The sequence below is a fragment of the Pseudomonas sp. BT76 TE3572 genome (assembly GCF_050435365.1).
In the GTDB taxonomy this organism is placed as follows: Bacteria; Pseudomonadota; Gammaproteobacteria; order Pseudomonadales; family Pseudomonadaceae; genus Aquipseudomonas; species Aquipseudomonas fluorescens_W.
The window spans coordinates 806846-831254 of the sequence record NZ_JBNDKE010000001.1 but is presented as its reverse complement, the minus strand read 5'-3'; the positions used below and the strand labels follow the sequence as shown (position 1 = coordinate 831254).

The window sequence follows — 24409 nt, the reverse complement described above, 5'->3', positions numbered from 1 at the left end:
CCCCGGAATAATATTAAAAGGAATAAATATCAATTTGCTTATTCCTGTATCGAATATAAAGTCCGCCAAGCATCTACCAAAGCGCCAGGGTATAGCTGACGATCAGGCGATTCTCATCCAGGTCATTACCGAAGTTCGAGCGCACTGACGCGTTGCGCCATTTGAGGCCGAGCCCTTTCAACGAACCGTCCTGCACCACGTAAGCGATGTCGGTGTTGCGCTCCCATTCCTTGCCTTCGCCCGGCGCAGTGCGTTGCACATTGTCGCCAGAGATGTAGCGGGTCATGAAGGTCAATCCCGGCACGCCGAGTGCAGCAAAGTTGTAGTCGTAGCGTGCCTGCCAGGAGTGTTCGTCGATGTTGGCGAAGTCACCGATCTGCACGAAGTTGACCAGGTACGGATCGCTGCGCCCGATATACGGAAACGGATCGTCGCCGCTCATGCGCTGATAGCCGAAACCCAGCGCATGCCCCCCCAGGCTGTAGGTGAACAACGCACCAAAGGCCTGGTTGTCGATATCACGAAAATTGCCGTCTTCGGTACTGCGCGCATAGCGTACGTCGCTCTTGAGCGACTGGCCGGCGCCCAGGTCCAGCACGTGCACAAGCCCGAGGTAATTTTGCTGGTAGATGTTTTCCAGCTGGCCATAACGGTATTGCGCGGTCAGGTTCGGCAGGAACTGATAGTCCGCCCCGGCAAACTGAAACTTGTCGCTTTGGCCGCCGATGCGGTTGGCGGTCATGTCCTGATAGTCAGTGGAGTCGACAGAGTTGATCTGCGTGAGTTGACCGGCCGTGAGCTTCAAACGATCGATTTCCTGCACATTCACCAGGCCGCCCTTGAACGTGCTCGGCAACAGGCGGGTGTCGTTGGAATTCACCACCGGGTCCTTGATCTGCAACGTCCCGAACTTCAGCGTGCTGTTGGACACGCGCATTTTGCCCGTCACGCCTAACTCGCCATAGCGATCCTGTGAGCCGCCGGACAAATCCGGTGGCAACAGATTAGTCCCCGCCGTCCCGCCACCGGAGTCCAGCTTGAAACCGGCCATGCCCAAAACATCCAGGCCAAAACCAAACGTGCCGGCGGTGTAACCCGACTCCATCCGCAACAGAAAACCCTGCGCCCATTCCTCGGCCTTGTCGCGCGAACCGTCCTGGCGAAAATCGCGATTGAAGTAGAAGTTGCGCGCTTCCAGGCTGCCTTTACTGTCCGCGACGAAATCCGCCTGAGCGGCCGGTGCACAGAGCAGACTCAGGCCGAGCAATGTGCCAACCGGGGCGCACCCGTTGAATGGGCGGGTGCGAGCCGCTTTTGAAGGCACGTGGACAGTCATGATTTTTCCCATGGAAGAGGTTCCTGCGGCAGCAAGCGAAGATGACGGACACGCCTCATTGTTTTTTTGTGAAGGCGTTGTCGTGGGGGGCGGACGCAGTGACCTGCGTCGTGGGGCGGATTCTTCGTGCCGGGGCAGAACGGCGTCAAACGGGAAAAAGGCGAGGTTATGCATAAGAAAATTTGATGCCCGCAATGGCGGACTCTGGAGTAACAATTGCAACCCGCCCCTTCATTACAAGAGCCATAAGCGCCAAGGGAACCGCCATGAACCTCAAATTCCTCGAAACCTTCGTCTGGGTCGCCCGCCTGCAAAGCTTCAGCCTGACCGCCGAGAAAATGTTCAGCACTCAGGCCGCGATCTCCAGCCGGATCGCCGCGCTGGAAGACGAATTGGGTCTGCGATTGTTCGTGCGCGATTCACGCGGGGTGTCGCTGACGCCCGAAGGCCTCAAGGTGCTCGACTACGCCGAGCAGATGCTCGAGGTTCAGCGTGCGCTGAAACACTCGTTGGACAACACCAGCCCGCAGCAGGGATTGGTGCGCATCGGTGTGATGGATACGGTGATTCACACTTGGCTCAGCCCGCTGATGTCGACCTTGATGCAGACCTTCCCTGCCGTGGAAATCGAGATCACTGCCGACGCCGCGCGCAATCTCTGCGAGCAATTGCAAAAGGGCTATCTGGACATCGTTTTCCAGACGGACCTGATCCGCCACGAAAGCGTGCGCAACCTCGAACTGGCGCACTACCCCATGCACTGGATCGCCGCCAGCAACTCGATCTATGCCCGTCCTTACGCCTCGCTCACCGAGATGGCCGGCGAGCGCATCATCACCTTCGTCAAACACTCACGACCGCATCAGGATGTGCTCAATCTGTTGCACGCCCATGGCATCGGCGCACCGCGCGTCAGTTGCGTCAACTCGGTGTCGGCCATGACCCGGCTGATTCGTGACGGCTTCGGTATCGGCGCCTTGCCGGCGGCACTGGTGGCCAAACCCCTGGCCAGCGGCGAACTGATCCAGCTGGATCCCGGCAGTCGCTTGCCGCAACTGGATGTCGTGGCCTCTTGGCGAGCCGGAGTCGGGCTGGAACTGATCGAGAACATCGTCGAGATGAGTCGCCAGGTGGTCTGCCAATACGCTGCGGATGTCGGTCCGTTACTCATGGTGGCGGCGCCGGGCCTCGACAGCCGACTGCCCCCTGAATAACTTTTAGTTGTCTGGGGGCAACAACATTCCTTGTTGGACGGCATCACTGCAGTTTTCTAAAAAGGATCAACGAACCTGCCGAGATGCCATGATGAGTCAGCCCGCGCTACCCTTCGAACAACTGCAACGCAGCACTCCTCTCGCCCTGCGCCAAAGCATCGCCGCCGGGCACTATCAGGGTCACACCAGCGGCCTGGGCCAAGGCCGGGTGCAAGCCAATATCGTGATTCTGCACAGTGATTGGGCCAATGAGTTCCTCAGGTATTGCACCCTCAACCGTCAAGCCTGCCCGTTGCTCGACATTACCGAACCGGGCGATCCGTACTTCCGCAATCTCGGGACAGCCATTGATGTTCGCCACGACGTGCCCCGATACAGGGTTTATCGCCATGGCGAACTGAGCGAAGAACCGCTGGATATCGAACACCTTTGGCAGGATGACCTGGTGGCGTTCGCCATCGGCTGCTCGTTCTCCTTCGAACAACCGCTGCTGGATGCCGGCATCCCCCTCAAGCACATCGATCTGGGGCGCAATGTCGCCATGTACCAGACCGACATCGACACGCGCCCCACCGCTCGCCTCGGTGGCAAGCTGGTGGTGAGCATGCGGCCGATGAAAGCGGCTGACGCCATCCAGGCCATTCAAATCACCGCACGCATGCCCAACGTCCACGGCGCTCCCGTGCACATCGGTGATCCGTCGCTGATCGGCATCCACGCGCTCGACACCCCGGACTATGGCGACGCCGTCCCCATTGAAGCTGACGAAATACCGGTGTTCTGGGCGTGCGGTGTGACGCCTCAATCGGTGGTGCAAGCCTCACGCCCGCCACTGTGCATCACCCATGCGCCCGGTTGCATGCTGGTGACGGATTTGTACAACAGCGCGTTGTAAAGGCGTGGGTGTGCCGTAATGCCAATCAGTCAAGGAACGACACCCTCCGTAGCAGCTGTCGAGCTTGCGAGGCTGCGTTCGGCTGCGCAGCAGCCGTAAAACCTGTGTACGAGGTTTAACTGAAACACCGCACTGCCTGATTTCACGACTGCTACGCAGCCGAACGCAGGCTTCGCCAGCTGCTACAGGTTTTGCGTTGCGGCTGAGATGGCTCCGCAGCTCTGGCGCCTATCAACTGATGCAGCAGTCGAAGCCTTGTAAAACCACTCAATGTAGTCAACGATGCAATTGGCCTTCGTCCCTTGTTTTGTGCCATGGACCCTGTCCCATTTCCTGAATGCTCAGGACTAAAGTTCGCGCACATTACCCACAAAAGACCGGATGACAGCAGAACCGACTATCCTTTCGGACAGTGAACGCTGCACTCTTGGCAAAAAGGGACGCCATGCCAGACTATGATCGCGTTATCGGCTCCAGACCCGGCATCACAGGCGGTGATCGAACCTGCCTGATCAGGCCCGGGCTGCCCTGGATGGCTTCAATTACGTTTTTCTGTCTTCTCACGGCAACTCCCGGATTCGGCCAGAACCTGCCAACCGCAGCGGGTGTCGAAAACGCCACGGTTACGGTGATTCAAGCGCAGGAAATCGTTTCCAGGGCCACCCTCGAAGCCGTTCGCTGGAGCGGCCCTGAATCCGGCCCGCAAGCCCTGCGGGGCAAGAGCATCGCCTTTGTCGCAGAAGATTTGCGTAACGGAGGAATTGTCGGTGTCGCCCAGGGCGCTCGCGAGGCTGCCAAGGCGATGGGCTGGACGCTGAAGATATTCGATGGCGCGGGATCATCGGCCGGGCGTGCGAAGGCCTTTTCCGATGCCCTGGCAGCGAAACCCGACGGCCTCATTCTGTGCGGCTCCGATGCCCTTGAGAACAATGCGGCGCTGATCCTCTTCGCCAAAAGAGATGTGCCGGTGGTTGGTTGGCACGCCGGGGCACGACCCGGGCCGATTGACGGCACACCGGTGGCCATGAACGTCACGACCGACCCGCTCGAAGTGGCTCGCCTCACGGCCATGGCGGCAGTGGCACAGTCAAACGGACAGGCCGGCGTGGTCATCCTGACCGATTCCAAGTACAGCATCGCCATGGCGAAAGCCAAGGCCATGGAAGACGTCATTCGGGCCTGTCAGGAATGTACGTTGCTGGAAGTGCGCGATGTCGCAATCTCCGAAAGTGGCGAGAAAATGCCGGCGATCACCAAGGAGCTGCTTCAGCGCTATGGCAAGCGCTGGACCCACACGCTGGCCATCAACGATATCTATTTCGACTACTCGATTGCCTCATTGACCAACGCCGCAATACCCAGCGACGGCATCAGCCTGTTGTCTGCCGGTGATGGCAGCGCTTCGGCTTTCTTGCGCATCCAGGCAAAAACCTACCAGACCGTCACCGTCGCCGAGCCGCTCAACCTGCATGGCTGGCAAGTGATGGATGAATTGAACCGGCTGTTTGCAGGTCAGCCGGTGAGCGGCTTCGTCGCGCCGATCCACCTGGTCAATGCCGACAATATCGCCTTCGACGGCGGGAAGAAATTCCAGTACGACCCTGACAATGGCTATCGAGACATCTATCGCCACCAATGGAATCCCTGACAGTGGACGTTACTTCCCGGCTCGGACGCCGGCTATTGCCGCAATCGCTACGCGCACAGTTCACACTGGCGTTCCTGACACTGGCGCTGCTGATCCTGGCGAGTGGTGCAACGGCGGTCTACGCCTTGCGCACGTCGAACAGCGCCACCCGCCAGCTGACGGATGAACGACTGGTCCGCATGCAGGACGGGCAAGACATGCTGCAGCGTACCTTGCTGATCGAACGCCAGACCGATCAGCTTCTGACAACCCGCTCCCCCGACACTCTGCGGTCAAGCTATGCGGCGACCGTCGAACAGCTTGAAGCCCTTGATCAACTGGTGCAGCAGCTGACTGCCTCGAACAGTGGCGTGGCGATACTCGACATGCATCAGTCGAGTCAGATGTTCCGCAATACCGCCACCATCGTTGCGCAGCTGCGAGAAAGCCTGCTGCAAACAGAGGTCACCTTCGAGCAAGCCATGGAGGATCACACCACCCGGTTAACCGCGACTCAGACCCCGGCCAGCCTGGAACTGGCGGTGTTGCTTTTCGATCTGCCGCAGGCAGTTGACAGTGCTGCCGTGCAACGGCTGCAGATCCGCTATGAGCACCTGTCACGCACCGCAGGCCAGTTACCCGACGCTGATGTGCAGACGCCCGATCTCTTCTCCCTGCGCCTGAGGCTCATCAATCAGCACAACGTCATACAGCGCTTCAACGAGGAACTGAAGAATGAGGCCGGGGTTCTGGTCGCGGTGGCACGTGCGCAATCCAGTGCTTACACCGAAGACTATCGCGAAGCCTTGCAGCGCCTGGTCGAGGCCTCAAATCGTAGCCAGCAATGGGTGCTGATCATGTTGGGCGCCAGCCTGGTGTTCGCCTGGTTCGTGACCCGGGTCTTCATGGGCCGTCATGTGCTCGTGCGCCTGAATGAAATAAGCCGGCAATTGCGCCAGGAACACACTGACAAAACGCATTTGATGATGGCGGAGCATGGGAAGGACGAGATCGGCAACATGGCTCGCGCGGTGAATCAATTCCTCAAGGACCGACTTCAACTGGAAAAAAGAACGGTCCAATTGAGTATCGCCACAGAGCGGCTCGCCCTGCAAAACAGCCGATTAGAGCAAGAAGCCGTCATCCGTGCCGGACAAGGTCATGTCCTGGAGCTGATCGCCAGAAGCACCGAGCTAGCAGAAGTCCTGGACAGCCTGGCTCACCTGGTGGAGTCCCAGCTGGAGGGGATGATGGTGTCCATCCTGGTGCTGGATGAGGATGGCAAGCACCTGCTGCACGGGGCGGCCCCCAGTTTGCCGAAAGCCTATAACCAGCTCATTGACGGGATTGCGATCGGTCCGAACGTCGGTTCATGCGGCACCGCGGTGTATCGACGAGAACCGGTCATCGTCACGGATATCGAGCTGGATCCGCTGTGGGAGGCGTACCGTGCAGCCGCTGCGCCCTATGGATTTCGCGCCTGCTGGTCGACGCCGATTCTGTCCCATGAGCGAAAGGTATTGGGTACGTTTGCCTTGTATTCCAACACCGTACGCAGCCCAAGCGTGACCGAGACGCGACTGATCAACATGGCGACGCCGCTTGCCGGCATTGCGATAGAACGCCAGCTTACCGAAAAGCGCATTCGCTATATGGGCGATCATGACGCACTGACCGGGCTGCCGAATCGCACACTGCTCGAAGACCGTCTCAAGCAGGCAATACTTTATGCTCAGCGCTACAACCGCCTGGTGACGGTGGTGTTTCTCGATCTGGACAAATTCAAACTGGTGAATGACAGCCTTGGGCACAGTGCTGGAGACGAACTGCTGAAAACCGTCGCCCAGCGCATGCTGGAGTGTGTACGCCGCACCGACACCGTCGTGCGACTGGGTGGCGACGAGTTTGTGATCATCCTGTTCGACCAGCCCTCAGACGTCGACGGCGTTACTCCAGCCCTGCACAAAATCCAGGAAGCCATCCTGCGGCCGATTCAGCTCAGCGGACATACACTCCACGTCACCTGCAGCATGGGATTGGCCACCTACCCTGCCGACGGCAGCGATACCGACACGTTGCTCAGCAACGCGGACGCCGCCATGTACCGGGCCAAGGAGCTGGGTCGCAACAGCTACCAGTTCTATAAGAGCGAGATGAATAACAAGGTTCAGGGCAAGCTCGCCATGCAAGACGGGCTTCGAAACGCACTCAACCATGACGAGTTCCTGCTGCTGTACCAGCCACAGGTGGATTTGCAGTCAGGTCAGATTATCGGCGTAGAGGCACTGATTCGCTGGCAGCACCCCGAGCTCGGCATGGTGTCTCCAATCAAATTCATTCCGCAGGCCGAAGAGACCGGGCTGATCGTGCCCATCGGCGACTGGGTGATTCATACCGCGTGCAGACAGAACAAGGACTGGCAGGATGCAGGCTGGCCGCCGATCACGATGTCGGTGAATATTTCAGCACGCCAGTTCATCGAAAGGGACCTGATCGACCGGGTGAGGCATGCCTTGCAAGAAACCGGACTTGACCCCAAGTACCTTGAGCTGGAACTGACCGAAAGCCTGATCATGCAAGACCTTCAGCAAGCCATCAGCAAAATGAAGGAACTGCAATCAATGGGGATCAGTCTCTCGATCGACGACTTCGGCACCGGCTACTCCAGCCTCGCCGCATTGAAAAGCTTCCCGATCGCGAGACTCAAGATCGACCAGTCTTTCGTGCGCGATCTGCCCGACAACGAGAACGACAAAGCCATCGCCACCGCGGTGATTTCGTTGGGGCACAAACTGAACCTCAAGGTCATTGCCGAAGGTGTCGAAACCGAAGAGCAGCAAACCTTCCTGCGTGAAAACGGCTGCGATGAAATTCAGGGCCACCTTTTCAGCAAAGCGGTCAGCTGCGATGAAATCAGCCTGTTACTGCGTACGCCCCGGTTGCCTCAACCGAGCCGTATGGCGGGCCCTGACCCGGCAAGGCGAAAACGCGATGTAAAACGCCCGAGCAGTCCGATGCCCGGGCATTAATACTGCGCAGGGCCCATCCCTAACCTTTCAACAGCAACATCGAGACGTTGCCGGTGTCGGTTTCCAATGATCGTTTTTGGTCGATTGCTGCCCTTCGCCACAGACGGCAATCGACCCAGAAGCAGACCATCAGCGCCCCGCTCTCGCTTGGGACTCTTCAAAACGATGCCGTAACAGTGGCACTCCTCGCTAATAGCCAGCGTAGACACCTGCTCGCCGATAAAATCCCTCTTGAAAAGCGCGATGAATAGCTAGCTATTTGTTGACGAAAGTCTGAAGTATTCATTTGAGTTTTCAGATTCTTCCACCCCGCCGCCTATGCCTAACATCGGCTCCACAGCGAACCAGCCTCGGCAGCGCTTAGTGGGACCCATCAGGCAGAGACCCGGCTCAAAAATCCTCTGCCATTGCTGGCCCTTGGTCGCCGACTGGCTTTGTCGAAGTGCTTTTGCAACAGGCCCGAGAATTTTTGAGGATTGCCGATGAAGCTGGAAATTTTCCGCACGCTGTGGGGTTACACCGCCAGCAAGGCCCAGGCGCTTGAAGAGCTGCTGCAGGCGGGCTTTGATGGAATGGAAGCGCGTCTGCCACTGGACGCCCGTGAACGGGCTGAGTTCGCGGCCTTTCTCCAGGCCAATCGTCTGGGTTATATCAGCACCGTCTTCACGGCATACGATGTGCTGCCGGAGCAGTCGGCGACCCCTGCCGTTCACCTCAATGACCTCGATCAGAAACTCGCCTGGGCCGCCGAGCTCGGCCCACGTTTCGTCAACGTGCTGGCGGGCAATGATCGCTGGTCCTTGCCACAACAAGTGGAGTTCTTCGGTCAGGCACTGGAACTGGCGCGCAAGCACGGTCAGGTCTGCAGTTTCGAAACCCACCGCTCGCGTTCGCTGTTCAACCCTTGGGTGACCCTGGAGTTGATCCGGCAACTGCCCGATCTGTTGTTCACCAGTGACATCAGCCATTGGGTCGTGACCTGCGAGCGTCTGTTGAATGACCCGGCCGATGATCTGAGCGCTTTCATCGAGCGGGTTCACCACATCCAGGCACGGGTCGGTTACGACCAGGGCCCGCAGGTTCCGCACCCGGCGGCTCCCGAATATGCAAAAGAACTGGCTTTCCATCAGCAGCACTGGGAAAGCATCTGGCGCTCGCAGCAAGCCCGCGGTTACCAGGTCAGCACCCTGACCCCGGAATTCGGCGCCGACGGCTACCTGCATCATTTGCCCTTCACCAATGTCCCGGTCGCCGACCTGTGGTCATTGAACGTGTGGATGGGCCAGACCGAGCGCGAACACTTCGAGCGTTTCCACCACTCAAGCCATCCTTAGGGAGCCGATGCGTCATGCCTGACAATAAAAACAACAGCGCCAGCACTGACACACACAAAGCCAACTTCAATAGCATCCCGGTGGTCGACATCGCCGGTCTGTTCAGCGTCGAACTGGAACAACGCTTGGCCGTGGCCGAACAATTGGGGCGCGCCGCCAGCGAGGTCGGGTTCCTCTATATCACCCATCACGGTATCGACCCGCAACTGATCGCCAACCTGCGCAAGGCGGCCAAGGACTTTTTCGACCAACCCTTCGACACCAAGATGCGGCATTACATCGGCACCTCGCAAACTCACAAGGGCTTTGTACCCGAAGGCGAAGAGGTCTATTCCAAAGGCAAGCCGGACCACAAGGAAGCCTTCGACGTCGGCTTCGAAGTCCCGGCCGATGACCCGCTGGTGCTGGCCAACACCCCGTTGCTGGGGCCCAACGACTGGCCGCAGCTGCCGGATTTCAAGGCGTCGGTGCAGGCCTACTATGAAGCGATCTTCGCCTTGGGCCGGCGTTTGTTCGGCGGCTTTGCCCTGACCCTGGGCCTGGAAGAAAACTACTTCGACAGCCTGGTCACCCGCCCGCCGTCCAAGCTGCGCCTGATCCACTATCCCTTCGACGGTGCCGCCCATGACGCACCGGGTCTTGGCGCCCATACTGATTATGAGTGCTTCACCATCCTCCTGGCCGACAAACCAGGCCTTGAGGTGATGAACAACCTCGGAGAATGGATCGATGCACCACCGCTTGCCGATGCCTTTGTGGTCAACATCGGCGACATGCTGGAAGTGATGACGGCAGGCGCATTCGTCGCCACTGCGCACCGGGTGCGGAGCGTGAAGGAGGAGCGTTACTCCTTCCCACTGTTTTATGCCTGCGACTATCACACCCAGATCAAACCGTTGCCCGGGTTCGCCCAGGGAGGTCACGACTACGAAGAAATCACGATCGGCGAACACATGTATGGCCAGGCACTGCAGACCTATCAGTATCTGCGGCAGAGGGTGGCCAATGGGGACGTTCAACTGCCAGGCAAGGCACGCAAGCCCGCCAGTTTCGGACATTTGAAAAATCAGGCTCAACCGTCCTGATTGAAGTTTTCAGTTTCCCCTTACCTACGCCGGAGTCAGTAAAAATGAAAAACAATAAAAAAAACCTGTTGAGCTTGGCTGTATTGGCAGCCGGTATGCTCGGTGCCTCGTTGAGCATGGCCGCATCAGACACGTTCAAGGTCGGCATGGAAATCACCTACCCACCCTTCGAGTCCTATGACAAAGACAAAAACGTGGTGGGTTCGGATCCCGAACTGGCAGCGGCCCTGGCCAAGCACATGAACGCCAAGGTGGAGTTCGTCGACACCAAGTTCCCGAGCCTGATCCTGGGCCTGAACTCCGCCAAATACGACGCGGTCATTTCCGGCATGTACATCACACCGGAGCGCCAGACTCAGGCCCAAACCATCGCCTATGCCAACACCGGTGCCGCGGTCATGGTGCCCAAGGGCAGCGAGATCAATGCGAAAAAACCGGAAGACCTGTGCGGCTTGAAACTGGGCCTGGAACAGGGCACCACCTGGGTCAAGGAGTTCAAGAAACTCTCCGATGACTACTGCGTGCCGAACAACAAAGGCGCCATCACCGTCAGCGAGTACCCCTCCGCACCCGAAGTGACCCAGGCCCTGTTGTCCAAAAACATCCAGGCCCAGGTTGAAATCGCTGGCGCTGCAAAAATGATCGCGGAAAAAACCAATGGCCGGGTCGTGATCACCACCGAACACCCGATCTATCAGCAAACCCTGGGTATCTTCGTCAAGAAAGGTAACGACGAAACCTACCAGGCCGTGCAAAAAGCCTTCGAGGAGACCAAAAAGAGCGGTGAGTACGCCGCTATTCTTAAGAAATATGGCTTGGAAGAACCGACTGCCCACTAAGAACGTGTCCTTGTAGTCTGGTCATCTGCCGCCCCTGCACCGGGGCGGCAGATCGAGGTGCCCTATGCAATTCGATTGGTCGTATTTCATCTCCCTGTTCTCCCTGCCGGACTTCTGGAAGGCCTGCGTCACGGTGGTCCAACTCAGTGCCCTGGCCTGGTTCCTCGGCATGCTGCTGGGCTTTGGCCTGGCCACGGCCAAGCTGTCCCAGTCGCCTTTAATGCGCATTCCCGCGGCGGTCTACATCTGGTTCTTCCGCAGCATCCCGTTGCTGGTGCTGGTGGTCTTTGTCTACAACTTGCCGCAATTGTTTCCCGGTAGCGGACCGATTCTGTCCAACCCCTTCTACTCTGGCTTGCTGGCCCTGGTGGTCACGGAAGCGGCTTACATGGCAGAGATCCACCGTGGTGGCCTGATCTCCGTGGCCAAGGGCCAGAAGGAAGCCGGCCGCGCGCTGGGTGTCGGCCTGTTCGGCATGCAGCGCTTGATCGTGATCCCCCAGGCTTTCCGTATCTCGCTGCCGACGCTGATCAATGAATACATCACGGTGGTCAAGCTAACGTCGCTGGTCTCGGTCATCTCCCTGACCGAAATCCTCACGGTCGGCCAACGCCTCTATGCCACCAACTTCCTGGTCATGGAAACCCTGGCGGCGGTGGGCGTGTACTACGTGCTGATCGTCACCGTGTTCGGCTTTTTCCTGCAGCGTCTGGAGCGCTACCTGGACCTGAACTTCCGCAAGCCGCATACACTCGATACCGCTGCCGTGGCCAAGCTCAAAGCCTGCGCCGAAGCCTTACCCGACATTGCGCGTAAAGCCGCGGCCAGCAACACGACGCCCATCCTGCAACTGAAGAACATCCAGAAGAGCTATGGCACGCACCAAGTGCTGATGGGTATCGATCTGAATGTCGAATACGGCCAGGTGATCTCGATCATTGGCCCATCCGGCTCCGGCAAAACTTCGCTGATCCGCACGGTCAACGGCCTGGAAAGCATCGATACAGGCGACATTCTGTTGTTCGGCGAAAAATTCATCGAAGCGTCGGACAAGCCCAACAGCGCCCGCCTGCGCAAAGGTGTGCGACACATTGGCATGGTGTTCCAGAGCTTCAATCTGTTCCCGCACCGCACCATTCTCGACAACGTCACGTTGGCGCCGCGTTACCACGGCATCCCGGGCGAGCTGAGCGAACACCGTGCTTATGCGCTGCTGGACAAAGTCGGCCTGCTCGCCCATGCCCACAAGTACCCGCACCAGCTCTCCGGCGGACAGCAACAGCGCGTGGCGATCGCTCGTGCCTTGGCCATGGAGCCGGACATCATGCTGTTCGACGAGCCTACGTCAGCGCTCGATCCAGAGCTGGTGGGCGATGTACTGAACGTCATACGCGACCTTGCCAGCGAAGGCATGACCATGATTATCGTCACCCACGAAATGGACTTTGCCATGTCGATTTCCGACAGGGTCGTCTTCATGGAGAACGGTAATATCCAGCTGGATGCTGCACCAGAAACCATACGCTGCGATGCCGAAGGAGAGAGAGTGCGGCGCTTCATGGGCATCAGTACTCGATCGCCAAACCTGCCTATCACTGCGAACCATGCGTGAGCATGGGTGCTGCAGTAGGCAAGCACTCTCTATGAGCTTCCTTCTTTCAGGAAAACACGCATGAATCTCGGAATAGCAGGACGCTGGGCGCTGGTATGCGCGGCCAGCAAAGGCCTGGGTAAAGCCTGCGCACAGGCACTCGTCAGCGAAGGCGTGAACGTGGTGATCACCGCGCGAGGCGAACAGACGCTGAATGAAACAGCCCGTCAGCTCAGAGCGATCAATCCTGAAGTGACTGTCATCGCCGTAGCCGGAGACATTTCAACGCCTGAGGGTCGCGCAGCAGCCCTCATGGCCCATGAGCATTTCGATATTTTGATCAACAACGCCGGAGGCCCTCCTCCCGGGGATTTCCGCGAATGGAACCGCGACGCCTGGGTCAAGGCGCTGGATACCAACATGCTCACCCCTATCGAGTTGATCAAGGCAACGGTAGACGGTATGGCGTCACGCGGATTTGGCCGAATCATCAACATCACATCGAGTGCCGTGAAGTCCCCCATCGAAAGCCTGGGCCTTTCCAATGGCGCGCGCAGTGGTCTGACCGGATTTATCGCAGGGCTTGCCCGACAGGAAAACATTGCCAGTCGCAATGTGACGATCAACAACCTGCAACCGGGCTCATTCGACACCGATCGACTGCGTGACAACCTGGTCGCTGCTGCCCAAGAGTCGGGGCAAGACAGTGAAGCATTCCTCGGCGAATGCCGCAGCGAAATTCCCGCTAAACGCTTCGGCTCACCCGAAGAATTCGGCGCCCTGTGCGCTTTCGTTTGCAGCAGCCATGCGGGCTACCTGACCGGGCAGAATTTGTTGATTGATGGAGGGGCCGTTCGCTCCAGCCAATAAAGACCGCAGGTGCTATGGGGCGGTAAACACTGCCCCGTAACCGTTCCAACCCTCCCCCCCTGATACCGCCCGGTAGTGCCTGATCTGCATGGCAAAGCGCGGCACAGACAACTCGTCAAACCACAAAACATCCCCACCTGCACGGCACTTAAATTAAGTGCCTGATTCCGACACCCTCTGCCGGCAGCCGACAAACGCATTCAATTTATTTTTTTACTCTCCACTGGCCCGACGCTCCTCGCTTCACGTCGGCCCAGTCAGTCCTACCACTGCCCCGCCATAGGCTCTAGCCGAGCGGACTATGGGTTGGGTTTAAGGAGAATAAAAATAATGAATCCAGGTTTTACATCATCACTCAACCACTTGCTCGATGCCGTCACCACAGGACAGCAGTGCGTCCCAGGCGTAGTCGCAGCAATCACCGGGCGAGACGGTTTGATCTACGAGGGTGCTTCAGGTCAACGGACGCTCGGTCAAGCCGGTGCAATGACGACCGACAGTGTCTTCGCCATGTTTTCCACGACTAAAGCGATAACCGCCACGGCGGTGCTTCAGCTGGTCGAGGAAGGCCGACTGGATCTCGATGCGCCTGCCAGGGACTATGTGCCGATGATCGGCGAACTGAAGGTGCTCGAAGGGTTTGACAGCGACGGCACCCCGCGGCTTCGAGCCCCTAAAAAACATATCACCACGCGGATGCTTCTGCTTCATACGGCAGGCCTGGGTTATGAATTCTTTAACGAAAACTACAACAGGCTCGTCCAGGAAGGTCGCCAGCCCAGCATCATCAGTGGGTCGTTGGCGGCACTTTTAACGCCCTTGCTGTTTGAGCCTGGCGAACAGTGGGAATACGGCTCCAACATGGATTGGGCCGGCCTGGTGGTCGAGGCCATTACCGGCAATCGTCTGGGTGACGTCATGCGACAGCGTATTTTCGAGCCTCTGGGCATGACCGATACCGCTTTTAGCATGACCGCATCGATGCTCCAGCGACGGGCTGGAATGCATCAGCGTGAAGAAGACGGATCACTGACCGCAGTCGAGGGCCCCCTCCTTCCAGAGGAACCGGAAGTGCACATGGGAGGCCATGGCCTGTTCTCGACAGTGAAGGATTATTGCCTGTTCATCCGGGCCTGGCTAAACGATGGACAGGGTGATCACGGACGAATCCTGAAGCCTGGGACGATTCGTTTTGCTGAAAAAAACGGGCTCGACAACCTGAAAATCAAAGCCCTTCCCTGCGTGATTCCGAGTATTTCCCACACTGCGGAATTCTTCCCCGGCATGCCAAAGTCATGGGCGTTGAGTTTCATGGTCAACGAACAAGACGCACCCACCGGTCGCCCTGCGGGCTCTTTGGCGTGGGCGGGGTTGGCCAATCTTTTCTATTGGATCGATCGCAAGAATGGCATCGGTGGTTTTTGGGCCACTCAGATATTGCCGTTCGTAGACCCTGTTTCGACCAATGGTTATCTGGATTTCGAAACGGCGGCCTACCGCAATCTGAACACCTGACTCCGTACCTGATTCGATTCGCATGAGAGCCCTCCAAGGGCTCCAGGCGATGGCGCAAGAAAACTATCCCTCTTCTGCGAAAACAATAAAAACAAAACAGGTGACTCATGGAGATCTCCACACGTACCCCTGCGCGCGCTCGATCCACAAAATGCGCATTTGACACGGCAACAATCAGTGCTGGCTTCCTGCTGGCGACTCTGGCGGGCAACGCCCAAGCCATCGATGTGGACGCCGGCGAATACACCGCTGCGCTGCCGGCCGGCAGCAATATTGGCTTGCTTTACCTCCAGCATGCCGAGCGGCGGGCGCTTTACAGTGATGGTCACAAGGTTGGGATCAAAGCGGGACTCGACTCGGACATCGGCATCTTGCGCGTCGCGAATTACCAGCAGCTGGGTGACTACACGATCAATACGCAGTTCCTGTTGCCATTCGGGCGTCTGGAAGGAACACGCGATAACGACGCGTTGGGACAAGCCAATGGCACGGGCGACTTGATTCTGGCGTCCACCCTGTGGCTCGTGAATGATCCGGCGAAGAACCGTTACTGGGGCATAGCGCCCTACCTGTTCGTGCCGACCGGTAGCTATGACCGAAACGATGCACTAAACCTTGGCGAGAATCGTTGGAAGATGACATTGCAGACGGGCTATGTGACCGGCCTCACTGACAATTTGTCTCTGGACCTCACCGCCGATGTGACCCTGTTTGGCAAAAATGACGACCTCACGAGTCAAAGCCTGACGTTACGCCAGAAGCCGCTATGGCAAGCCCAGACGTACCTGAGATACGCCGTGACGCCCAAGCTGTCGGTGCATGTCGGTGCGTCTCAACTCTGGGGGGGTGAGACGCGCATTGACGGTCAGGATCAGGACGATGAACCCAACACCAGCAAGTACCGTGTCGGGGGATCGTACTGGATGACCCCCACGTTCCAGGCCCTGCTCAATTACGGCCAAGACGTATCGGTCGACAACGGCTTCAAGGAAAAGCAGCGGGTTAACCTACGGCTGTTGTGGGTGTTCTGACCCACAGCAAGTGGTTGGCTTCCCGGGCACCGAGAGTGAGTCAGACGTCACTCTCGGTGCCCTTTCCTGCCTCGCATCGCTAGCGCAGTCGGCGCTGCAAGGTTTGGGAGGGTAATTCACTGAAACGCTTGCGATAGATTCCCGCAAATTCACCCAGGTTCAGATACCCCCACCGAAAGGCAATGGCGGAAACAGTCGTACCCGACGCCGGATCCGTTGCCAACAAATCCCGGCGCACACCCTGCAACCGCTGCTCGCGCAAGAACGCACCGGGCGTCATGCCGCGAAAACGCGAGAAGGCCCCACTCAATGCCCGCACACTGGTCCCAACGGCACTGGCAACCTCTGCCATCGTCGGCAGGCACGCTGCATTGGCACTCATGAACTCTTCAGCGGCCCGGACATAACGCGGTGCAATCCGGTTCATTGGACTATTGAAATCAAGCCCTGCTTGCGCGGCGCGGGCCGCCCACTCTCGCAATAAATGAACGCAAAGACTTTGCTCCAGATGAGCCCCCAGACGTCCTTCAGCCATGTGTTCGGAAGCCTCGGCCACACAACGAACCGTGTACTCCAGCAGACTTAGCCAGCTCGAACCGACTCCACCGATGACGCACTTGTGTCTCCAGAACTGATCATCGGGCACGAACCCAAACCACTGCTGCGCCATCCGCTCCAAGACTGCATGAGGAATGGTCAGATTCAATTGCAAGTGCTCCGGGTCGAGGTCGATCCGGTAATCGACACGACTGCAATTGGCAATGAAGGATTCACCTACCGCCGTATCCTCGGTGACCGAACGCTGAGCCCAGTGCCGGGCATTACCGCGAATGGTCGTAAGCAGTAATGCATTCCCCGCCTCGGGCGAAAATTCATCGACGCTCACACCAACGCCATAGGCAAAACGAGTCAGCGTCAACTCGCCAATCCTGGATGAATGCATGGTTGCGCGCGGCTTGATGGCATGCCCTATGGGGGACACACGATAGGGCATGTAAACGCGATCCGACCAGTCGCTGATTTCATCCCAATCGGTTGAAAAAATTTTGTGCTGCTGACGTATCGGTTTGCCGCTGACATCGGTTAACAACGCATGGTCGAGACGCATGGAGACACCTGTTTTTATTATTTTAGGGTGAACCGCTGATCAGAGTAGCAACCTCAGGGCGACGGCAAGTAGGCCATCGCTTGCGACTCGCCCATCAGCAGCGGGCGATTGAGATCCGCGCAGGCGCGCAGGTAGTCGGCTACCAAAGTAATCCGTTTGAGCTTGCGCAGGTCCTCGCTGTAGTACATCCAGAACTGTCGAGTGACCTCCACCTCATCCGGCAGCACTTCGCACAGGCGCGGGTCGCGACCGGCGAGGAAGCAAGGCAGGATGGCCAGCGCACGCCCTTCCAGCGCCGCATGGTACTGGGAAACTACGCTGGTGCTGCGCAGGCGGCTGTGCGCGCCGGGAAGCAGATCGTTCAGGTAGAGCAGCTTGAAGCTGAAGGCCAGATCCTCGACGTAGGTCACGAAGGGGTGACCGGCCAGATCCTCGCGACTGGCAATCGGCGAATGATTGGCCAGGTACTCCGGTGTCGCATACAGACGCAGTCGGTAGTCGCACAGCCGCGAGCACACGTACGGACCGCGCTCAGGCCGCTCCAGGGTGATGGCGATGTCTGCCTCGCGCCGTGACAGGTTGACGAAGTGCGGGACCGGCAGGATGTCCACGGAGATATGCGGGTAGTGGATGATGAAGTGGCTCATCTGCGTGGTGATGAAACAGGAGCCGAAAGCTTCGGTACAGCCGATGCGCAGGTGCCCGGCGAGCCCCCCGGTGGTTCCGGAAACCTGTTCGCAGGCTGCCAGCAGCGTACTTTCCAGCGTTTCGGCGTGACTGACCAGGCGCTGCCCCTCGACAGTCATGACAAAACCCGACGCTCGGGACTTCTCGAAAAGCAACGCGCCAAGGCTTTGCTCAAGGGCTCGGATGCGCCGCGACACCGTGGTGTAGTCCACCCCCAAACGACGTGCTGCGCCACTCGCGGTGTGAGCACGGGCGACCTCGAGAAAGAAGCGCATATCGTCCCAATTCACATGACTTTGGGTTGTGCGTTTTTGCATATTCATCAGGCTTTTCTGCCAATACATATTGGAAATTAGCCAACATATACTCGCATTCAGCCTGGTTTGACCAGCATCGTTTCTCAACCGGAAACGCCCAATTTTCAATCAGGGCTGACGGCATGAATGCAGGAAAAAAACACTGCTTTCAAGCCGAAACAGGCAGCTGTGCGACAGCGCAACCACTGCCACATTCGGACCCGTCGAGAGCTCATAGGCGGGTTCCCTGTCGGCACCTGACCGGTGCCATTTCAACATCCCTCGCCTCCGGAAGATCGCAAGGGCAGATACGACTCCAGCAGCATTCAGGTGACGCTCCGCTTCGGGACGTCGCCCGGGTACCCGTACGCCCCTCAAAAGGCCGACATACAACAACAATTAGAAGCGGAGCCTCATCATGACGACTGACCATCCGAACCACGCCCAGACCTGCGCCCAGGTCAGGGCCAATCCCAAGTTCCAGCGACTCACCCGCCAGCGCGCGCTGCTGGCCTGGTCACTGAGCGCCGCGGTCCTGGCTGTCTATTACAGCTTCATCATGGTAGTGGCCTTCGCACCTGCCTGGCTGCACCTGCCACTGTACGACGGCAGTCATCTCAGCCTCGGCATGCCGATCGGCGTGGCAATTATCCTGCTGTCCTGGCTGCTTACCGCCTGGTACGTGAACACCGCCAACACCCGTTTCGACGCGCTCAGCGCGCAGATCCTCCTGGAGACCCGCGCATGAAACGCCTACTCGCCCTTCTCGCCCTAAGCCCCCTGCTGGCCAACGCCGCAACTATCACCGCGGAGAAGCAACCGCTCAATGTGCATGCCATCGGCATGTTCTTCGTCTTCGTCCTTGCCACCTTGCTGATCACTTGGTGGGCATCCCGTCGCACGCACTCCGCCGCCGACTTCTACAGCGCCGGTGGCGGTATCACGGGTTTTCAGAATGGCCTCGCGATCGCTGGTGACTACATGTCGGCGGCCACTTTGCTGGGTCTCTCGAGCCTGGTGTTCGCCAAGGGCTATGACGGTTTCATCTATATCATTGGCTTCTTCGTCGGCTGGCCCATCGTCACCTTCCTGATGGCCGAGCGCCTGCGCAACCTGGGTCGCTACACTTTCGCCGACATCGTCTCCTTCCGCCTGGATCAAACTCGCGTGCGCAGCTTCGCCGCCCTCGGCTCGCTGACGGTGGTGTGTTGCTACCTGGTGGTGCAGATGGTCGGTGCCGGTCAGTTGATCAAGCTGCTGTTCGGTCTCGACTACCGCACGGCGGTGGTGGTGGTCGGCCTGCTGATGCTGGTCTACGTGATCTTCGGCGGCATGCTCGCCACCACCTGGGTGCAGATCACCAAGGCGGTCCTGCTGCTGGCCGGCGGCACTACCTTGATGCTGCTGGCCCTGAGTCGCTTCGGCTTCAGCTTCGAGACGCTGGCCGCCCAAGCCGTGGCGGTGCATGCCAGCGGCGTGCAGATTATGGGCCCGGGCACCTTGCTGGCCGACCCGATCAACGCGGTGTCACTGTCACTCGGCCTGGTCTTCGGCATCGCCGGCCTGCCGCACATCCTGATGCGTTTCTTCACCGTGCCCAATGCCAAGGAGGCGCGCAAATCGGTGCTCTTCGCCACGGTGTTCATCGGCTTTTTCTTCCTGGTGGTCTGCATCCTGGGCTACACCGCCATTGTCATCGTCGGCACAGACCCGCAGTACTATGTCGACGGTAAGCTCGGCGGCGCCATGATCGGCGGCGGCAACATGGTGGCCATGCACCTGGCCAAGGCAGTGGGTGGCAACCTGTTTCTCGGATTCCTCTCCGCCGTGGCCTTCGCCACCATTCTTGCTGTGGTGGCCGGCCTGGCACTGGCTGGCGCCTCGGCCATCTCTCACGACCTTTATGCCTCGGTATTGAAGAAGGGCAAGGCCGACGAGAAGCAGGAAATGCGCGTTTCGCGCATCGCCACTGTCGGTCTGGGCATCGTCGCGATTTCCCTCGGCATTCTGTTCGAGGGCCAGAACATCGCCTTCCTGGTCGGCCTGACGTTTGGCATCGCGGCTTCTGCGAATTTCCCGGTGTTGATCATGGCCATGTACTGGGGCGGCTTGACCACCCGTGGCGCCCTCTATGGCGGTTTGACTGGCCTGATCAGCGCCCTGGCCCTGGTCATCGGCTCGCCGTCGGTGTGGGTCGGCGTATTGGGCCATGCCCAGGCGATCTTCCCCTACGATCAGCCGGCACTGTTCTCCATGCCTTTGGCCTTCCTGGTCATCGTGGTGGCGTCCAAGCTGGACCGCAGCGAGCGCGCCGACCGCGAGCGCGCGGCCTATGCCGATCAGTTCGTCCGCGCCCAGACGGGCCTGGGCGCTGCCATGGCCAGCAGTCACTAACGCTGCAGCTTTGCGGGGTCAACAGCCCCGAGCGCGAGTCCGCTCCTTTGCTCGCGCTTTTTTACTCCCGCCCTGCGCCGCCCGGCGCGGGGCACCTTCAACGAGCCTCCCCTCCACTGGCCCCGGTCAGTGCGGGAACGGCTTGCTCAAAACAACACTGCTCATAACAACAAGAGAAAAGCAATGAAACCCACCCTGATCACCCTGTTCCTGGCAGGCAGCAGCCTTGCCACCCAAGCCCATGCGGACTTTGTCAAAGACAGCAAGGCCAGTCTTGAGCTGCGCAACTTCTATTTCAACCGTGACTATCGCCAGGACAACGCCGCCCAATCCAAACAAGAGGAATGGGCCCAGGGTTTCCTGCTGCGCTACGAATCGGGCTTCACCGACGGTTTGATCGGTGTCGGTTTCGATGCCATCGGCCTGGTTGGCGTCAAGCTCGATTCCAGCCCGGATCGCGCAGGTTCCGGCCTGCTCAAACGTCACCGCGACACGAGCAAAGGGGCGCAGGATGAGTACAGCGAACTGGGCCTGACCGCCAAAGTGCGTGCCTCCAAAAGCACCCTGAAACTCGGCACGCTGTTGCCGAAACTGCCGACGGTACTGGCCAACGATTCACGGTTGCTGCCACAAACCTTCAAGGGCGGTCAGTTGACCTCGCTGGAACTCGAAGGCCTGACCGTGGATGCCGGGCGACTGACGCAGGTCAATCAGCGCGACTCCTCGGACTACGAGGACATGGGCATCACCCGCACCGGCGCCAAGGGCATCACCACCCGCCATGTCGACAGCGACAGCTTCGATTTCGCCAGCCTGAACTACAAATGGACCAGCAACCTCGCCACTGGCTACAGCTACGGCCATCTCGACAACTTCTACAGTCAGCACCTGGTCAACCTGACCTACGTGTTGCCAGTCACAACCGGGCAATCGCTGAAGACGGATCTGCGTTTCGCCCGCTCCACGGACGATGGCGGCAGCAATGTCGATAACAATGCGATTGGCGCGATGTTCACCTACAACCTCGGCGGGCATGCGTTCGGCCTGGGTTATCAAGGCATGAGCGGCGACACCGGCTACGCCTACGTCAACGGCACTGATGCCTTCCTGGTGAACTTCGTACAGATCGGCGACTTCGCCAGCAAGGACGAAAAGTCCTGGCAAGCGCGTTACGACTACAACTTTGCCGCCATCGGCGTACCGGGGCTGACCTTCATGACCCGCTACCTCACCGGCGACAATATCGATCTGGGCGGCAATCGCCCGGAAGGCAAGGAATGGGAACGTGATACCGACATCGGTTATGTCGTGCAGAGCGGGCCGCTGAAAAATGTCGGGGTGAAGTGGCGCAACGCGACGGTGCGCTCGACCCACTTCGGCAGCGACCTGGATGAAAACCGCCTGATCCTCAGCTACACCTTACCGATCTGGTAAATCCCCTCGCCAGACGGGGGCCACTCGCGTCGCCTGACGGTGCGAGTGGCCTCAAATCCAACGCGCCAGATCTATGATTTTTTTGCACAACGCACCGGTTTTTATGAGCATTTTTAATTGATTTTTGCATGCCTATACTGGGCTCAACAGCCTGGTCATGAACCGGGCCAGACCCAACAAAAACAAACAAGGGCATACACCGTGAAGACATCCATGCTTGCCGCCGTCTCCCCGCTCTCAGGTACCTCCACGCGTCTTGTACGCATTGCTGCCCGCAGCGAAGCCCCCCTCGCCGCCTGACCCTCCCGTACCTGTAACCGCGCCGATCGTCACCACGATCGATGGAGACTCCAATGAACAGCAACTGCCAACCCTTCCTCGCCGCTCGAGACTTCCTGCTGGCCCACCGTACCGATTACGCCACTGCCGTGCGTGACTTCCGCTGGCCGCAACTGAACGAGTTCAACTGGGCACTCGATTACTTCGATGCCATGGCCGAGGGCAACCAGGCCAACGCCCTGTGGATCGTCGAAGAAGACGGCAGCGAACAGCGCTACAGCTTCCAGCAACTGGCCTCGCGCTCCAATCAGGTGGCCAACCACTTGCGTGCCCTCGGCGTGCGCCGCGGCGAGCGCATCCTGCTGATGCTCGGCAACGACGTGGCCCTGTGGGAAACCATGCTGGCCGCCTTCAAGCTTGGCGCCGTGGTGATCCCCGCCACCGCCCTGCTGACCCCCGATGACCTGGGTGACCGCATCGAACGCGGCCAGGTTCGCCACCTGGTGGTCGGCAGCGCCCATGTCGACAAGTTCGTCGGCCTGGGAGAAGGCTGCAGCCGCATCTGCGTCGGCCCGGCCCCCGCCGGCTGGACCCCGCACAGCGCCGCCAGCGAATATTCCGAGCAGTTCGAAGTCGAGGGCCGCACGCTGGCCACCGACCCGATGCTGCTGTACTTCACCTCCGGCACCACCTCCAAGCCAAAGATGGTGCTGCACAGCCACCAGAGCTACCCGGTCGGCCACCTGTCGACCATGTATTGGATCGGCCTGCAGCCGGGTGACCTGCACTTGAACATCTCGTCACCGGGCTGGGCCAAACATGCCTGGAGCTGCCTCTTCGCACCGTGGAACGCCGGCGCCTGCATCTTCATCCACAACGTCGCGCGCTTCAGTGCCCCGGCCCTGCTTGGCGCGCTGGAACGCTACGGCGTCACCAGCCTGTGCGCCCCGCCTACCGTGTGGCGGATGCTGATCCAGGAAGACCTCGCCAGTTACAAAGAGCGCTTGAACCTGCGCGAACTGGTGGGCGCCGGTGAGCCACTGAACCCGGAGATCATCGAGCAGATCCTGCATGCCTGGGACTTGCCGCTGCGTGATGGTTTCGGTCAGTCGGAAACCACCGCCCTGGTCGGCAACACGCCCGGCCAACTGCTCAAGCCCGGGTCCATGGGCCGCCCACTGCCGGGCTACCGGGTGACCATGCTCGACCCCGACGGGGTGCCGGGCAACGAGGGTGAAGTGGCCCTGCCACTGGACGTGCGTCCACTCGGCCTGATGTTGTGCTACGAGGACAGCCCGGAAAAAACCGCCGAAGTAATGCGTGACGGCTTCTACCGCACCGGCGACACCGCGCAGATCGACGAGGATGGCTACGTCACCTTTGTCGGCCGCGCCGACGATGTGTTCAAGGCCTCCGACTACCGCATCAGTCCCTTCGAGCTGGAGAGCGCACTGATCGAGCACCCGGCGGTGATGGAAGTGGCCGTGGTGCCAAGCCCTGACCCGCTACGCCTGGCCGTGCCCAAGGCGTTCCTGATCCTGGCCCATGACGAACCCGGCAGTGCCGAACTCGCCGCCAACATCCTCGCCTTCGCCCGCGAGCACCTGGCGCCCTACAAGCGGGTGCGACGTATCGAATTCGTCAGCGAACTGCCCAAGACCATCTCCGGCAAGATTCGCCGGGTGGAATTGCGGCAAATGGAAGTGCAGCGTCGCCAGGGCGACGCACGAGGCCCGCAGGAATACTTCGAAGAAGACTTCCCGCACCTCAAGGGCTGAACCCGGGCCGGTACGCCGGCCCTTCTGAATTCAAACGCGACCGCTCGGCCAATCAGGCCGAGGGGCC

General features: G+C 59.3%; 18 protein-coding genes. 15 read left to right on the top strand and 3 right to left on the bottom strand.

The window, feature by feature from the left end; translation table 11 throughout:
* Positions 1 to 73 precede the first annotated feature (73 nt).
* Positions 74 to 1336 (bottom strand): OprD family porin, encoded by a 1263-nt coding sequence (locus tag ABH912_RS03845; RefSeq protein WP_050482901.1) that lies wholly within the window; start codon positions 1334 to 1336, stop codon positions 74 to 76.
* Between the two features lie 266 nt (positions 1337 to 1602).
* Here ABH912_RS03845 and ABH912_RS03840 point away from each other — a divergent pair, with 266 nt between their 5' ends.
* The 11 genes from ABH912_RS03840 (at position 1603) to ABH912_RS03790 (ending at position 16366) form a co-directional block, all read left to right on the top strand.
* Positions 1603 to 2550, top strand: coding sequence for a LysR family transcriptional regulator (locus ABH912_RS03840; protein WP_008145748.1), 948 nt, complete (start codon positions 1603 to 1605; stop codon positions 2548 to 2550).
* A 91-nt stretch (positions 2551 to 2641) separates the two neighbouring features.
* Positions 2642 to 3445, top strand: a complete 804-nt coding sequence (locus ABH912_RS03835; RefSeq protein ID WP_429513030.1) for a putative hydro-lyase — start codon at positions 2642 to 2644, stop codon at positions 3443 to 3445.
* A gap of 628 nt (positions 3446 to 4073) precedes the next feature.
* Positions 4074 to 5093: a substrate-binding domain-containing protein gene (locus tag ABH912_RS03830; RefSeq protein ID WP_033062216.1), complete on the top strand. Its 1020-nt coding sequence runs from the start codon at positions 4074 to 4076 to the stop codon at positions 5091 to 5093.
* Positions 5081 to 8101, top strand: coding sequence for an EAL domain-containing protein (locus ABH912_RS03825; protein ID WP_429509664.1), 3021 nt, complete (start codon positions 5081 to 5083; stop codon positions 8099 to 8101). Before ABH912_RS03830 ends, ABH912_RS03825 begins: the two co-directional genes overlap by 13 nt.
* Before the next feature lie 482 nt (positions 8102 to 8583).
* Positions 8584 to 9435: a sugar phosphate isomerase/epimerase family protein gene (locus ABH912_RS03820; RefSeq protein WP_033062116.1), complete on the top strand. Its 852-nt coding sequence runs from the start codon at positions 8584 to 8586 to the stop codon at positions 9433 to 9435.
* Positions 9436 to 9449: 14 nt separating this feature from the next.
* Positions 9450 to 10520: an isopenicillin N synthase family dioxygenase gene (locus tag ABH912_RS03815; protein ID WP_429509663.1), complete on the top strand. Its 1071-nt coding sequence runs from the start codon at positions 9450 to 9452 to the stop codon at positions 10518 to 10520.
* 44 nt (positions 10521 to 10564) lie between these two features.
* Positions 10565 to 11359 (top strand): ABC transporter substrate-binding protein, encoded by a 795-nt coding sequence (locus tag ABH912_RS03810; protein WP_429509662.1) that lies wholly within the window; start codon positions 10565 to 10567, stop codon positions 11357 to 11359.
* Positions 11360 to 11423: 64 nt separating this feature from the next.
* Positions 11424 to 12971, top strand: a complete 1548-nt coding sequence (locus tag ABH912_RS03805) for an amino acid ABC transporter permease/ATP-binding protein (RefSeq protein ID WP_429509661.1) — start codon at positions 11424 to 11426, stop codon at positions 12969 to 12971.
* Positions 12972 to 13031: 60 nt separating this feature from the next.
* Complete coding sequence (locus ABH912_RS03800) at positions 13032 to 13820, top strand: SDR family oxidoreductase (protein ID WP_429509660.1); 789 nt, start codon at positions 13032 to 13034, stop codon at positions 13818 to 13820.
* Positions 13821 to 14150: 330 nt separating this feature from the next.
* Entirely contained in the window at positions 14151 to 15335 is a 1185-nt protein-coding gene (locus ABH912_RS03795) for a serine hydrolase domain-containing protein (protein ID WP_429509659.1), read from the top strand.
* A gap of 107 nt (positions 15336 to 15442) precedes the next feature.
* Positions 15443 to 16366 carry a transporter gene (locus ABH912_RS03790; RefSeq protein ID WP_429509658.1) on the top strand — a complete coding sequence of 308 codons (924 nt, stop codon included), beginning with the start codon at positions 15443 to 15445 and terminating at the stop codon, positions 16364 to 16366.
* Positions 16367 to 16445: 79 nt separating this feature from the next.
* Here the strand turns inward: ABH912_RS03790 and ABH912_RS03785 are convergent, their stop codons facing one another.
* Both ABH912_RS03785 and ABH912_RS03780 read right to left on the bottom strand, forming a co-directional pair.
* A complete protein-coding gene (locus ABH912_RS03785; protein ID WP_429509657.1) occupies positions 16446 to 17474 on the bottom strand; it encodes an AraC family transcriptional regulator in 1029 nt (342 codons plus the stop codon).
* 53 nt (positions 17475 to 17527) lie between these two features.
* A complete protein-coding gene (locus ABH912_RS03780) occupies positions 17528 to 18478 on the bottom strand; it encodes a LysR family transcriptional regulator (protein WP_033062215.1) in 951 nt (316 codons plus the stop codon).
* A gap of 397 nt (positions 18479 to 18875) precedes the next feature.
* Between ABH912_RS03780 and ABH912_RS03775 the strand changes: the two genes are divergently transcribed.
* The 4 genes from ABH912_RS03775 (at position 18876) to ABH912_RS03760 (ending at position 24342) form a co-directional block, all read left to right on the top strand.
* Positions 18876 to 19205 (top strand): DUF485 domain-containing protein, encoded by a 330-nt coding sequence (locus tag ABH912_RS03775; RefSeq protein WP_008145786.1) that lies wholly within the window; start codon positions 18876 to 18878, stop codon positions 19203 to 19205.
* Positions 19202 to 20851, top strand: a complete 1650-nt coding sequence (locus tag ABH912_RS03770; RefSeq protein ID WP_008145787.1) for a cation acetate symporter — start codon at positions 19202 to 19204, stop codon at positions 20849 to 20851. The genes ABH912_RS03775 and ABH912_RS03770 overlap by 4 nt, the downstream gene beginning before the upstream one ends.
* Positions 20852 to 21034: 183 nt before the next feature.
* Positions 21035 to 22285 carry an OprD family porin gene (locus ABH912_RS03765; protein WP_429509656.1) on the top strand — a complete coding sequence of 417 codons (1251 nt, stop codon included), beginning with the start codon at positions 21035 to 21037 and terminating at the stop codon, positions 22283 to 22285.
* A 353-nt stretch (positions 22286 to 22638) separates the two neighbouring features.
* Entirely contained in the window at positions 22639 to 24342 is a 1704-nt protein-coding gene (locus ABH912_RS03760) for an AMP-binding protein (RefSeq protein WP_429509655.1), read from the top strand.
* The last annotated feature ends 67 nt before the right edge of the window (positions 24343 to 24409 follow it).